Annotated in this window: 11 protein-coding genes; 4 read left to right on the plus strand and 7 right to left on the minus strand. The window is 37.6% G+C overall.

Features of this window, described 5'->3' with window-relative positions:
* Window positions 1-119 precede the first annotated feature (119 nt).
* On the plus strand, window positions 120-1,376 hold the full coding sequence (locus EHS15_RS07005; protein WP_167884179.1) for an efflux RND transporter periplasmic adaptor subunit: 1,257 nt from the start codon (window positions 120-122) through the stop codon (window positions 1,374-1,376).
* Here EHS15_RS07005 and EHS15_RS07010 read toward each other — a convergent pair.
* The 7 genes from EHS15_RS07010 to EHS15_RS07040 all read right to left on the minus strand — a co-directional run bounded on the left by EHS15_RS07010 (window position 1,338) and on the right by EHS15_RS07040 (window position 12,388).
* The gene (locus tag EHS15_RS07010) at window positions 1,338-4,412 is read right to left on the minus strand and encodes an efflux RND transporter permease subunit (protein WP_135759849.1); all 3,075 of its coding nucleotides are present in this window, start codon (window positions 4,410-4,412) and stop codon (window positions 1,338-1,340) included. The two genes, EHS15_RS07005 and EHS15_RS07010, sit on opposite strands and share 39 nt — an antisense overlap.
* A 1-nt stretch (window position 4,413) precedes the next feature.
* Window positions 4,414-7,476 (minus strand): efflux RND transporter permease subunit, encoded by a 3,063-nt coding sequence (locus EHS15_RS07015; protein WP_135759850.1) that lies wholly within the window; start codon window positions 7,474-7,476, stop codon window positions 4,414-4,416.
* Between the two features lie 2 nt (window positions 7,477-7,478).
* A complete protein-coding gene (locus EHS15_RS07020) occupies window positions 7,479-9,026 on the minus strand; it encodes an Ig-like domain-containing domain (RefSeq protein WP_135759851.1) in 1,548 nt (515 codons plus the stop codon).
* Window positions 9,016-10,572: an Ig-like domain-containing domain gene (locus EHS15_RS07025; RefSeq protein ID WP_135759852.1), complete on the minus strand. Its 1,557-nt coding sequence runs from the start codon at window positions 10,570-10,572 to the stop codon at window positions 9,016-9,018. The genes EHS15_RS07020 and EHS15_RS07025 overlap by 11 nt, the downstream gene beginning before the upstream one ends.
* A complete protein-coding gene (locus EHS15_RS07030) occupies window positions 10,569-11,192 on the minus strand; it encodes a tetratricopeptide repeat protein (protein ID WP_135759853.1) in 624 nt (207 codons plus the stop codon). The genes EHS15_RS07025 and EHS15_RS07030 overlap by 4 nt, the downstream gene beginning before the upstream one ends.
* A gap of 6 nt (window positions 11,193-11,198) precedes the next feature.
* Window positions 11,199-11,597: a hypothetical protein gene (locus tag EHS15_RS07035; RefSeq protein ID WP_135759854.1), complete on the minus strand. Its 399-nt coding sequence runs from the start codon at window positions 11,595-11,597 to the stop codon at window positions 11,199-11,201.
* Between the two features lie 212 nt (window positions 11,598-11,809).
* Complete coding sequence (locus EHS15_RS07040) at window positions 11,810-12,388, minus strand: tetratricopeptide repeat protein (protein ID WP_135759855.1); 579 nt, start codon at window positions 12,386-12,388, stop codon at window positions 11,810-11,812.
* 97 nt (window positions 12,389-12,485) lie between these two features.
* Between EHS15_RS07040 and EHS15_RS07045 the strand changes: the two genes are divergently transcribed.
* From EHS15_RS07045 to EHS15_RS07055, 3 genes are all read left to right on the plus strand, one after another.
* Complete coding sequence (locus EHS15_RS07045) at window positions 12,486-13,127, plus strand: MORN repeat-containing protein (protein WP_135759856.1); 642 nt, start codon at window positions 12,486-12,488, stop codon at window positions 13,125-13,127.
* A gap of 224 nt (window positions 13,128-13,351) precedes the next feature.
* Window positions 13,352-14,083: a ParA family protein gene (locus EHS15_RS07050; protein ID WP_135759857.1), complete on the plus strand. Its 732-nt coding sequence runs from the start codon at window positions 13,352-13,354 to the stop codon at window positions 14,081-14,083.
* A gap of 34 nt (window positions 14,084-14,117) precedes the next feature.
* Window positions 14,118-14,987 (plus strand): ParB/RepB/Spo0J family partition protein (locus EHS15_RS07055; protein ID WP_135759858.1); only part of this gene is annotated, 870 nt, incomplete at its 3' end.

Below are 14,987 nucleotides of genomic sequence, written 5' to 3' on the forward strand. Positions count from 1 at the left end.
AATAATTTAAACATATGATCAACAATCAAAGCACAAACAGAAAATATATTCTATTCCTACTGATACCTACAGTCTTTTTTTGTTCGGATGCAAACGACAAAAATGCTTCCAAAAAGAAAATGCCCGTACGAGAACTTTATACTCTGCAGGATTCTGACAAAGAAATCACAATTACATTATTAGGTGCTGTCGCTCATAAAGATAAGGCGGAGGTAAGCTCTAAAGTTCAAGGAAGGATTGAAAAAATCTTCAAAGAACAAGGAGAAAAAGTCAATAAAGGGGATGCCTTAGCAAAAGTAGAAACTCTCAATTTAGAACTTCAACTTCGTAAGGACGAAGCTTCCGTAGAAGTGCAGAACAGACAAATCGATTTAGCGCGTGCAAAATATATTCAGGCAAAACAAAGAACTGAGAAAGATCTTGCCAATATTGAAAAAGCGAAAGCAGAAGTGGATGAAGCAAAAGCAAATTTGGACAATTTGAACAGAACTCATCATAATAAAAAAGATCTGTTTGAAATAGGAGGGGTCTCTGAAACAGAACTCAAAGGAGTTGAAACAGCTTTAGTATCCGGTGAAACTGCCTATTTCAAAGCAAAGAAAAATTACTCATCCATCCAAGTCGGCTATAGAGTAGAAGATTTACAAAGAGGAGGAATCCCCGTCCCTAAGGATCCCTCCAAATTAAACGATGCATTTGTGGATTTGAATACGATCATCGAGAAGGCAGAGTTGGAAATGGCAAATGCCAATCTAAAAGCGACTTTAGCAAATATTGAAACTACAAAATTATTAATCAAAGAATCCACTTTGCTTTCTCCTTTATCAGGAAGAGTCGCAGTACGATCTCTCTATGTCGGTGAAGCCACAAAAGAGGGACAGCCTGTATATATTATCGTAGATGATGCCGAAGTATTTCTAACTTTCCCTGTGAGTGAGTCCGATCTACCGAAATTCCAAGAAGGAAAATATATCGACTTCACAATTGATGCGCTTACAAACGAACCTCCTCGTAAAGGGAAAATCTTTATCGTCTCTCCTATACTGGATGCGCAATCCAGAACTGCGGAGATTAAAGTTATTTATAAGAATGAAGGGAAAAAATTAAAGCCCGGTATGTTTGCAAGAGCGAGTTATTCTTATACATTACCAAATTCTGGTTTTTTGATTCCAAAAACAGGGATTATACTTTCTGAAGACAAAACAAAAGGAACGATCTATTATGTTGGGAACAACGAATTATGTTTTTCTAAAGAAGTTCAAGTGGAAAGCATCGAGAACGATAAAGTTATGATTCATGGGGAAATTGGAGAAGGTGATAAAATCGTTCTAAAAGGACTAGAGTCTCTTACGAATGGTCAAAGATGGGATGAGTGAACTTAACTTAAATTTTTTATCTTTGATACGGTTCGTCCAGATTAAGAGATGAGGGAAAAAGTGAATCGCTCCCACATAAGAAATAGTCATTCCTATAATCACGGAAAGAGACATGGGTCGCCAAAACTCGGATCCTTCCGAACTTGAAAAGATAGCCGGAAAAAGTGCAATGATAGTCGTCAAGGTAGTCATCTGCATAGCTCTCTTTCTTCCTAAAACGGCGGATTGTATTTTCTCCTGCAAACTCATATCTTCGTTTTCGATTCTGAAATAATTTTCCAAAATCATAATAGAGTTATTGATCGCCAAACCGGAAAGAAGGATAAATCCGATATAAACGGAAACATTATAAGATTCTCCTAAAATATATAAGAAAAACGTTGTAGATAAAATATTAACCGGAACCATCAGCATAATGGGAACGCTGTACAACATAGATTGAAACAAAATCGAAAGTACGGAATAAGTCAGAAAAATCGCGAATAAAATAAACCCTATCATTTCGATTTGGTTCTTTCTTATTTTTTTAATCGACTCTCCGAATTCATAAAAATAGTTCAACGGGAAGGAAACTGTCTCCAGTCTCTTCTCAACTAGATCTGCATATTCGCTTAAACCGACATTTTTAAATGTGGAAGTGATCGTTACCATCCTTCTTTTATTTTTACGGTTAATCCTCGTGTCTGCTTCACCTAACTTTACAAAGCCCATTTCCTTCAAAGAAACTGATTTTTTCTCTACGGGAAGAAGGGAAAACATCAAATCATCAATTTCCTTTCGATCGTTATTTCTGAATCTGACACGAATATCTACTTCTTTGTCTTTATCGAAAAATTTTGTAGGTATGGAACCTTGAATCGCCGTTCTGGCAAATTCGGTAATATCCCTTGTATTTAATCCTGCTAAAACAATCTTTTCTCGATTCAGGTTTACTTGATATTCCTTCTTGCCCTCTCGAAAGCGATAAACGACCTGATCCGTTTCCGGAATCGACTGAATCTCTTTGGCAAGTTCACCTGCGATTTTTTTCAATTCGCTTGTCTCGTCTCCGATGATATCGATATCCAGCTCTTTACTGTTGCCGAAGCTATTCACATCCGCATAATAAACAAACACTCCTTCCAAATGGGAAGTGATCTCATTTAACTTTTCTTTAATCGTCTCTAATTTATCGTTTGTCTTAGAGACATCGATTTTCACGATCAAATCGGCATGCCATTTTTCAACCTTAGTTGAAACCTTTTCAACAAATGGTTGTTCTGAGATTAACTTTTCCACTTGGGATACTATCTGGCTTGTGATTTCAAGATTTGTTCCAGTCTTTAATTCTACACTCGCTTGTAGTTCCTTTCCTCCCTGAAAGTCGATATACTCTTTTCTTATTTGTATCACACAAACGATGCCTAAAAGACAAATCAGAATTTGAAAACGAAGCCAGTTTACTTTTGTATATCGATTGAGAAGAGAAAAAATTTGCTTTGATTTCTCCTTACTAATCTCAAGAAATTTGGTATAATCTTTGCGCCAGAAACGTTCCCACACGAATGTTAAATCAATATCTTCCTTCTTATAAGAAAGTAAACTTCTTGCGATCGTAGGAACAAACAGAACCGAAAGGAAATAAGAAATAATGATACAAGCGGATACGGAAATAGCTAAGTCTTGAAAATTAGATCTTAATTCCTTAGAGGCGAATAAAAGAGGAACAAAAACAATGATATTCGTAATCGAAGAAGCAAAAAGTTCCTTCCACAAATCTCCTATCGATTTTGATATCGCATTACCTGGATCTGTTTTTAGGTTTTCATTGATCCTTTCGATCATAACGATCGAACTATCTATCAACACTCCTATCCCTAAAGCTAACCCCGCTAAGGTCATTACATTCAACGTTGTTCCAAAAAAATGTAGAATGCAAAAAGAAATCAGAATAGCGATAGGGATTGTGATACAAATAATAATGGTATAGATGGAGTTTCGAAGAAATAGAAATATAACTGCACAGCAAGCAACAGCTCCAATCAAAGCGGATTGGACGACACTTGAAATGGCGGAAGAGATATATTGAGATTGATCGTAAGCGATTTCCCAAGCTCCGGGAGGTAGCCCTAAGGAATCCACTTGTTTTCTTAACCCTGCACATGTATCTATAATATTTGCCTGACTATTTCTTTTGATCTGAATGGTAACGTTTTCTTCGCCTTTCTCTCTGCTTAAATCTTCCAAGTCTCTTGCACCGTCATAGATATCTGCGATTTGTTCCAGCTTAACTAAAATTGAGCTTTCTCCTACCGGAATCATGATATCTTTCAGTTCAGAGATAGTATGGATTCGATTCTTGATGCGAACCTCAACATCTTGGTTTTGTTCGTTGATCACTTTACCTAAATATGAATCCCGATTTATATTACGGATCGATTCCATGACGGCATTCGGATTCACACGGGCTCCTAACATTTTTCCTTTGTTTAAGTCAATACGGACTTCCCTGTATCTACCTCCGATTACTAGCACCTCCCCTACTCCTGGAATCTTCTCCAAAATGGTTTTGTATTTTTTCTCAGCAAGTTCTCTTAAAGATTTAAGGTCTTCTCCGCTCGAAGCTAATTTAATGATAAACATGGGTCTATCATCCGGATTGAAACGAACTACATACGGTTCCTCTACCTCTCTGGGAAACTTATCCCGAATCATATCTACTTTCGATTTGATTTCTACCGCTTTATACTTCAGCACTTCCTTATCTTGAAAGAAAATCGTTATCTTAGATTCTCCTTCTTCGGAAGAGGAAAGAATTTTTTCTATACCTCCGATTCCTACGATCTGATTTTCAATCGGCTTTGTGATCAATTCTTCAATACGAGAAGGGGCATTCCCAGGATAACGAGTGATAATAGAAAGAATACTCGTTTCTTTCTTGGGCATAAGTTCGAAAGAAAGTTCATGATAAGAAGCGATTCCGAATCCTACCATTCCTAAGACCAACATAAGAACGGTGACTTTTCTGTGACTTAGCTTGTGAATTAGTTCGAGCAATTTATTTTTCCATCAATCCTTTTTCGATCAGGATTTTGCAGACAGCAGGAACAAAGAACAAACTCACGATCGTTGAAAATAACAATCCTCCGAAGATTGCTGCTGCAAGTGATCTTTGCGAACTGGATTCGCCCATTGCCACAAGCAAAGGAACAAGACCCAATAAGGAAGTAATCGTAGTAGAAAGGATAGGAATTAATCTTGTTCTTGCGCCGACTAATATCAATTCATCGATATTTTGAAACGACTTCCTTTCGTCCCTATAAAATTCCACAATCAAAATTGCGTTATTAACAACAATACCCGCAAGGAGAATCGATCCTAAAATGGACATCATGTTAATAGATTCGCCAAATATAAGTAAGCTTGTGCATATACCGAATGCGGAAAGAAAAATCGAGAATAGAATCACTAGTGGAAGCAAATAACTTTCCATTGCCGCAGCCAGTGTCATATACACTAGAATGATTGAAAACAAGAGTGCGATTCCTAGCCCTGAAACGGATCCGTCTAAGAGTTTTTTATTCTCTCCAAAATCCAAAAAGTTCCCGTTTTCATCGAATTCATCAAGTTTGAGAACCGAGACTGCATCTCCATACGTACTGCTTAAACTTTTGCCTTCGATATCTTTGGAAAGATATCCTACTCTTTTGCCGTTATGGCGATTTACGATTCTAGGAGATTGCGCAAAAATCAAATTAGCAAAATCTTGAAGTCGAATGCTTTTATCCTCCGCAATCTGTATATTCAGATCCGTTAGATTATTAACACCTCTCCTTCCGGATTCACTCGAGCGAACCAGAATCGGAACTTCCTCATCTTTGATTCTATAAAAATTGGTTTCATCCCCTTTTAAAAGAACACGAATCGAATCCCCCACACTACTGCTCGAAATACCGAAAGAAGCCATTCTCGCCCTATCGAATTTGATTCTAATATCACTTAATTCTTCATCGAAAGAAGTGATCACATCCGTCCAACCTAACGACGAACTTAAAATGGATTTCGCTCCCGTTACTGATTTACGGATCGAATCGAAGTTAGACCCTGATACTTCAAAATTAACTTGTTGAAAGGAATAAGGCAGCACTTCTGCAAGTAAGTCTCCGTCACCGCTAAACTTAACCTTTATGTTTTCTTTCAGAAGAACTTCTGACTGAAGTTGTTCCAAAAATTTTTGTTTTGATGAATAACCGGGGAAACGAAGGTATATCTCGGAACGATTTAATCCGAAATCGGTCGTAGGGAATAATAAAAGTTCCCTTTCTTCGAAACCGACTTTACTTAAAGCAACGATTTCAGGATCGACAGCGGCGGCTAACGATTCTATTTTTTCCACCAATGCGACGGTAGTGATCAATCTAGTTCCAAGCGGCAAAGATAACTTAACAGTAAGTTCTTTTCTCTCCACATTCGGCATTAAGCTTACCGGAATTAAAAAAGCCAAACCGAACGCAATCACCAAAGATAGAATACCGAAATAAATAGGAACCTTAGGAGTCTTGTTCAAAAGAGCAAGTTTAGATATATAAAAATCTTCCAATTGATTGGTAAGTTTTTTGCTGTACCGACTGATTTTCGAATCTTGATCGGTCTTCATGGAAAACTTTAAGTTGAAAAAAGGTAGAAAAACAAGGGATACGATTAAGGAAGCGGCAAGGCATATACAAACACTGATTGCAAAATCTTTAAAAATGATTCCTTCCAGACCTTTTAAATACAGATTCGGCAAAAAAACAACAATTGATGTAATATTCGAAATTACTAATGCAAAAGCTATTTTAGAAGCCCCTTCCGAGATAGCTATAAATGTTTCCTTACCGTCTTTCTTCTCTTTATGAATCGATTCTAAAACGACAATAGAAGAATCCACCATCAACCCTACTCCGACTGCGATTCCTCCCAAAGACATTAGATTGATCGATTGATCCAGAAAGTGCATGATCACAAAAACGATCAAAATTGAAGTAGGAATAGAAAGTGTAACTAAAATCGCATCCGGCCAAGAACCTGTGAATATCGTTAAAATCAAAAAACAAAGAGAAATGGATAAAATGATCGAAGTAGCGACATCAGCAACGGAGCTAGTGATAATCCGGGATTTGTCTTCAATGATTTCAAGTTCCAGCTCGTTTGAAAATCTATGATTGATTTCTTGAATTAACTCTGAAACTTCACTGGAAACTGCGACAGTATTTTTACCGGCTTCTTTTCTGATATCGATCAGTACGCAATTTTCTTCATTAATTTTACATGCGCTCGTTTGTTCTTTGAACGAATCTATCACTTTTGCGATATTAGATAAGTAAACGGGAGCTTGAGATTCCGTAGTTTTAATAATTAAATTATTTATTTCTTCGACATTTTGGAATGCACCTACGGATCTGATTAGAATTTCCTCCTCTCCTACAATCAAGTTACCGGATGGAATATTGATATTATTCGCATCAATCTGCCCCACGATGTGATTTGTGGATAGACCATAAGATCTAAGACGGCTCGCATCTACCTCGACCAAAATTCTCCGTTCGTGCCCGCCAGATAACGATATAGTGGCGACGCCGTTTGCTTTTTCAATCAAGGGAACAATATTTTTTTTGATAAAATTACGGAGAAGTTTGAAATCTAAATTTTTATTTTTAGCGACAATACGAAGTATAGGTGCGTCGTTAGGATCGAATTTCAAAACAATCGGTTTTTTGACGTCTATCGGCAAAGCACCTTTCACCAAATCCAGCTTCTCTCTGATGGCGATGGCTGCTAAATCTACTTCGCTTCCCCATTTTAGGCGGATTCTTACGATAGACATACCTTCCATCGTCTCGGAATAGACATCATCGACGCCTTCTGCGGATGCAACCACCTCTTCAATCGGTTTACTTACCAACAGCTCTACCTCTTCGATAGAAGCGTTTTGATATTGAGTCACTACTGTTATCGTAGGGATTGAAATCTTAGGAAACAACTCGATTCTCAACTGATTCAAACTGATCAATCCAAGAAGGATTAAAAGTGACAGCAGAACCGTAGTTGTAACGCGGTTTTCTAAAAAATATTTAACCATTGTTATGGAAAACGAACGATGATCGTTTGATCACTATCCATATAATTTCCGTGATTGTCCCGTAAACCGCTCGTACCGCCTTTTACAGTAATAGAATAAGTGGATCCTCTGTCCAAGTATTTAGCAACAGTCGAAAATGCAATGACGTTAGGTGCTAATGCTCCAGGAGTCGCATCTACTGGATTTTCAAAATATTCCTGATTCGCTCCTATCGGCTGACCAAAATCCCTTGAGATCGTCATTCTTAAAGAAGATAGAAGTATTTGACCGTTTGCAGTCAAAGTATCCGTACATGTGGCTCTGGTTTCTCCGTAACAGAATCGGATATAAAGATTTTGATCACATTCTGTCGCAGATGCACAAGGAGTTAGCGGAGGTGAAGACAGATTGATTCGATCTTCATATAAGCTGGTAGTGAAAGCGCTATTGGAGAAAAAACCTCTCAATTGAATTTTCTGAGTTTGATCTCCAATTGTTTTTACGTTATATACGTATGTTTTACCTAATTTGTTGTTTTGAAAGTCGATGATCGCATCTCCGATAGAAATCTCGTAAATGGTGACCGCATCCAATTTGTCAGCGAATTTCACTTCAAATGAAATAGGAGAAAGCTGAGAGACAGTGAATGTTTTAGAAGGGCTGATTCTAATTCCGTTCAAAACACTTAAAGGCTGAACCGGCTTTGAAAATTCCAACAATATGGAGTCATTTTTGTTCACTCCGTTCACAAGAAAGATCTCTTGGTTTAAGAAGTTCGTTACGGAAGTAGTGCTCACAGAAGTCAGCAATGGAGCCACCAAATCATCCCCTACCGTAAAGACTGTACTGGAAGATTGGCTCAACTGGTTGCCGCTTTTGTCCTTTGCAGTCTCCGCAATTTGTATTTGATAGACTGTACCGTAATTAAGAGGGTATTTGGGGACGAATTGAAATGTTTTATCATCGTTGAGTACGATTGTGTTCGCCAAATTCAACTCTACGGAAGGTGATACCGATATAGCACCTAATACGGAAAGACGGTCCATAGATTTCGTAAACTGAACTGTGATTAATGTATTCGTCGGAACACCAGTCGCTCCGTTCTCAGGAAGCACCTGACTGATTTTAGGTTTCACTAGATCTCTGGAATAACTAAAACTAGCTTTGTAATCGTCTATTAGATTCGCTCCGTTTAAATTCTCGGCACGAGCTTTAGAGATGTTGTAAGTATACAATCCCGGATCAGTCAAAGGACGATAAGGAGTAAAGGTAAGCAAGTTATCTATCCATAAAAAACTACCTTCTATCGAAGTCCCTTCTCTAAGCAGAGAGAAACTCGACTGAGTATAGTTAGGATTCATTTTTTCGGAAAACATCACCCGAACTTGCGTATCTTCGGAAATACCTATGGCTCCATCAGGAGGATCTGCAAATAGAATTTTAGGAGGAGTAGAAGACTTCAATAAAGAAACTTCCGGCAGAAAGGATAAAGGACCTTCTCCGTTATCTAATAATTGAGAACAGTGAATCAAAATACTGCAGAGAAAAATGTAAAAAAGTCTAGTTCCCATAAAAAAGAAATTCCAAGTCGTTTGCTAAAGTGTTCTCATTGCCGTCTTTCAATCCGCTAGTTCCACCTTTGATTTTAAACAAAAACCTGGCGCCTGCCAAAAGCCCGGATAACTTAACCCGTACTCTTTGAGGATTTGCAGTAGGAATATAATCGATTTGTTGAATTGTTGCAGATGCTACAGGACCGGATACATAATCTATGCTGATTGCGGAAAATACACTTCCGTCTCCTGAAATTTTAAGCCTTGATGCACCTGCAGTATTGAATAATAATTCCATCTCATATTGGATTGTACATAACACTGCATAAGTGGGAAGAATCGGATACGCTACGTTCAGATTGGGAGGAATCGGAATCGTTTGATCGATCGCACTTCCTAAGATACAAGAGCTGTCATAAGCCCTTCCGTTCACTTGCGAAGGTACAATTGCAGTGCTTGTGAGGATATCATCCACGGTAAAATCAACGCTATAGGATTGGTCCAATGATATTCCGCTCGCACTCGTAAAGTCTCTGCCTATACTCAATCGATAGGTTCTTCCCGATTCAAGTAGAGAAGAAGGAGAAAATTCCAATATTCTATCGCTTAGCCAAGTAAAGTTTCCCGCAATACTTGGATTAAAGCGAATTTCCCCGCTTATATTTTTCGTTTTCATCGGAGTAGAAAAATTAAATCTGAACTTATCGAATTTTGAAACACCGTTAAGAGTATTTAGGTAAGGCTCCGGTGTCAAACTTGTCCATGGTGTACCCAAAACAACGTCAGCAGAAATAGTAGGCACTTCCAGATTGGAACCTGTACCGAAAGCAACTAAGTATTCTTTTCCGATCCCTATACCTAATTTGCTCTTTGCAGTAGGATTCACTCTCAGCCGATACGTTGCGCCCAAGGTCAAAGGACCTTTCAACTGCAAAGTAAGAACTGTGAAATCAGAATTCCATACAGGTGAATAAAGTGCAGTCGCGCCTTCAATGCCTACGGCTGAATTAGTAGTCACAGGATCCATAGGTTCCGAAAACTGTACCATTAAATTCTTATTGAGCGGCCATCCCAACTGAATTTGATCGGAAGGAGGAGGATCGGAACTTACTACGCTAGGAGTGCTTTCCGCACCTTCCGTATAAAAAGAAGAAATAAAATTTTTTGATAATCTATTGCCGTCTTTGTCTTTCGAGGCGGAAGCATTTAACGTAAGTTCGTATCTTTTTCCTTTTGTGAGCCCTTCACCAAAGTCCAAAATCAATCTTGTGTCAAAAACCCAGGAAGGAGTATATGAAGTATTCCCTCCTGGTGCGGATAACTGAACTGCAGATTCCATCGCCATTTTATCCATAGGTTTTGTAAAATCGATTACGATACTTGATGAAGTAGGAACGCTGCGGCTATCGTTCCCAGGATTGACAAATAAAACTTTTGGAGTCGTATAACCATCCGTAACCTGTATGCCAAGTAAGCCCATCAAATCCTCATCTGTCGGGATCTTGGTGCAATTGGCGAAAACAGATAATAAAACGATGGAAATTATTTTTTTTCTGAAAGTCATTTTGCCTTTTTTGATTCTTTTTTGACCGATGTCGCAGAAGAAGCGACAGGCGTAACGGAAGGTTTATTTAGACTTTCATAATCTAGACCGGCATTTTTGTAGATCTCAACTAAATCGCGTTTGATTTTATCGACTCTTTTGGAGATTTCAATTCCATGATTATATTGAATCAAAGCATCCTTAACATTACCTTCCTGCTCAAATAGTTTTCCCAAATAATAATGAGAATCGATTTGGTTGTCATCATACTGAACTGCCAATGTTAAATATTTCTTGGCTTCTGTTCTCTTATCGGAACTGAGCATATATATTTTTCCGATCCAAGTCAAAGAAGCCGCGTTACCAGGATAATCCGACTCAATCGTTTGAAAGGTTTTTAAGGCATCTTCATACTTTCCTAGATAGTATTCGGATTTGCCTTTCATCAGCCGAGGAGGAAGAAAAGAAGAATCCGCACTTGCTGCTTCAGAAAATTCAATAATTGCTTTCTCTAATTTCTTTTTTGAATAATACTCAATTCCTTTCGCATAATGATCAATTGCTTTATCCTTATCTTTGCAATAGAAGGATGAGAAAATAAATGCGGAAAGAAGAACGAATTGGATTAGTTTTTTATACATTATTAATTACTTATTTACCGGAAAAACTGTTACTTTGTTTTGAATTTTAAGCTTTGCGATCATGAGTTTAATATCCTCTTGTCTCTTCTTGGAATTTAGTTCCAACCTTCTCCAAACGACAAGTTCCGCTAACATCTTTTCCTCTTCTTTGGAAATCTTTTCCTTCAGAATTCCTTTTGCTTTCATTTCGTTTACGATATCAGAATCGTAATCGAAATTTCTGTAATCTTTCACCCCGCCGGTCTTTTCAAAAAAGTAATAATCAATTACTCCTTTAGTTAAATACGGAGTAATAAATTCCTTAAAATCTTTGGATTTAAAATCTACTTCTTGTCGCGCCTGTTGCAACAATACGGTTTCTTCTATATATCCGTTTAAATATAATTCCGCCTCAACCGGTGACAAGAAAGGGTTTTTCTTTTCAAGAATGATTCTCCGAAACCTGGTTTCGTCCCTAAATTTGGACAAAGAGAACTTTTTTTCGCCTAATTGAAATAAGGAAGGCGTCCCTTCCCTGTCGGAAAGGATCTCTCCTATTAAATCATAAACCGATTCTCCTTTGCCACATGACACAAAAAGAAAAGAAGCGGTAACTACTGCACAAAAAGCTCGAAATTTCATTTTTTTAACTCGATGATTCTTTGTTTTGCGTCTTTCACAGGTTGCTGCATATCAGGACTAGCTACACTAATGAATTTCTCAAAATACTCAATTGCCGATTTTTTCTGCCCTAGTCTCATATACATTAAAGCTAAATTATAATTCGCTTCAGGGAAAGATGGGTTCGAATTCACCGCTTTTGCATAACTTTCTTTTGCATTTTCAATGTCGCCTTTAGTCTGCAGCAAAACTCCCATATTGTAGTGAGCTCTAAAGTAACGAGAATCTACATTCAGGGATTTTTTGAAATATTTCTCAGCTTCATCAAGCTGATTCGAAATCAAATAGCAATAACCAATATTAGAAGGATATTCAGGAGAAGTTCCGTCCAACTTAAATGCTTCTTCGAAGAGTTCTTTTGCTTTTCCAATATCTTTCGCTTGTAGGTATCGGATGCCCTCGTTGTTTTTCTCTGTTGCCTGGAATTTACTGTTCATATCTTCTGATTTTGACTCTGCACACATTTGCGAAGAGAAAATCTGCGCAAAAATAACAAAGATAACAAATATCTGCCTTTTAATCGTTGTAAGTTTCATATATAGAATATCACTATATAATCATCGTATTATGAAAAGCTATTTCTTGAAAATGAAATTGACTTTTTTAATAAAATCATAATTTTACTCGTTATACATGTTTTTACAAAACTTAAAAAAATACCGCAAAACTATAATAATACTCTTCACAGTAATAATATTACTCGCTTCCGCAGTAATTTTTTATGTCTCAAGAGTAAGCCCTAAATGCATCAATGGAAATTGCAAGATCGGATTCGGCACTCTGGAGCTACGTGACGGTTCTTATTATGTCGGTAGTTTCTATAATAGTAAATTCCATGACTTCGGCACTTTTATTGCATCCAATGGAGATAAATATGAAGGTTATTGGCATCGGGGAGAAAAAAACGGATACGGAAAATATTCCTACTCCGACGGATCCATCTATGAAGGGAGCTTTAAACGAAACAAAAAAAGCGGGAAAGGAAGGTTCACTTGGCCTGACAGCACCGTTCTAGAGGGATCTTTTATTGAAGGGGAGCCCAACGGAGACACTATAGTTACCCTTCCGAGCAAGGTTGTGCTAAAAGGTTTTTATAAAGACGGAATCGTTATAAACGGGCAAGGAATTTATATATACGACAATGGTACTAGATACATAGGAGACTGGAAGGACGGGAAACGGCACGGTTACGGCACATTATTTTCCTCTGAAGGTGCTGCTTTGAAAACAGGAAAATGGGAAAACGATCTATTTACTACTAATTTGGCAAAATAACCCCTACCCTACTGCAATTTCGAATGTTTGAACTAGCAACCAAATATTCGAAATGCCATCCTGCTTAATATTGTTACCTGTGGGCTAATTTTTGTGACATATTTTTTGGTTTTTTTACTAAACCTTTCTTTCCCGACGAAGTACGCCGGCGTACTTCTACGTTTTTGCTAAACGACATAATTTTATCTTGCCAGTATTTGAAATCGTAGCATTCTCAAATACAAATGAAAATCATTACCGTAGCCAATATCAAGGGCGGGACATCCAAATCTACTACCGCAATCCATCTTGCCATGGCATTATCCAAAAAAGGAAAAACTCTTGCAGTCGATATGGATCCTCAAGCGGATCTTTCTGATTTTTTCTTTCCGGATGAACCGGTAGAATTTTTCGATTCAGGAAATACTTTAACCGTATTAAATGCAGAAACTACAATCGCAGAATCTGTAAAAAAATCCAACGGAGTCGACGTATTACCCTCCATTATTGAATTATCCGATTTAAGTTATCTTGCCTCTAAAGATTTCTCAATGGTACCCCGTCTTAGAAATGTTTTACAGAAAACGGATTACAAATATATAGTTATAGATACACCAGGTTCCGGCTCAGCAGAAAACATAACTTCTTATCTGCCGGCTTCCATTATTTTGATTCCCGTCACTCCTTCCAAATGGGCAGTAAGAACCGTTGCCCAAGTATTAAAGAAGATAGAAGAAGCGGAACGGTTCGATGATGCAGGAAAGAAAAAATCAGTATATATACTTCCTTCTCAATGGGGTAGCTCGCAAAAACAGACAGATTTGCTTGAAAAATTAAACTCAATACGCTCTCTGAAAATCTTAGATCCTATTCCTAAAAATGAAGGAATAAAGGACCGAACTGAAACCGGCAAACCCCTACAAGAGGGCACAGGACCTTGGAAGTCTTTTGAGGCATTAGCAGATAAATTAAAATAGTACGCCGGCGTACCTTATCATATTGGAGCGAAAAATGAAAACAAAAATCAAATTTGACCCAGCATCACTTCTTTCAAAATCGACACAGAGACAAAGTAGTTCAAACCCATTTCTAAATGAAAAACAAGTATCGTCTTATCAGACAATAGACATACCTATCGATGAGATTATAATAAAAGGTAATCCTAGAAAAACATTTAATGATTCTACGATCCATGAACTTGCAGAGTCCATTAAACAATACGGATTGCTTCAGCCGATCGTAGTAAGAAAAAAAGACGGTAAATATGAATTAATCAACGGAGAAAGGAGATATAGAGCCCATCTTTTTTTAAAGAAAAAATTTATAGCAGCGAATATCAAGAATGTTGAACAAATTGATATCACCAAGCTCCCTGAAATTAAACTTATAGAAAACTTGCAAAGAGAAGACTTAACGGATTCAGATCTTGCGATCTCTCTGCAAGAACTAAAAAAAAGAAATAATGAAACTAACGAAGGAATAGCCAAAAGGTTAAATAAGTCGACCCAATGGGTGAAAACAAAAATTGCACATGCGGAAATTCTAAAAGAAGCCCAAATATCAGCGCAATACAAACTAGGGGATCCTATTTTTCAAATCCCTACAAGCCTGTTTACAGAACTTGCCCCATTAGATAAAGAAAACAGAAAAAAATCAATCGAACATTTGATTTCGGTTCATGAAAAAACGGGCAACTACCCACAAAGGGCAAATTTCAGAGAATTTGTTCGTCCACTAAAAACAACGACTGTTAAAACGATCCGCCCAAAATCACAAAGTCTCGAATCTTTAAAAGCAGAGTTGGTAAAAGTTAAAACGAAGATCACTGCTTTACAAAATCAGAAGCAAATTTTGGAAGAAGCGATAAAAAAGGCAAAAAGA

The sequence above is a fragment of the Leptospira idonii genome, from assembly GCF_004770995.1.
GTDB classification, from domain to species: Bacteria; Spirochaetota; Leptospiria; order Leptospirales; family Leptospiraceae; genus Leptospira_A; species Leptospira_A idonii.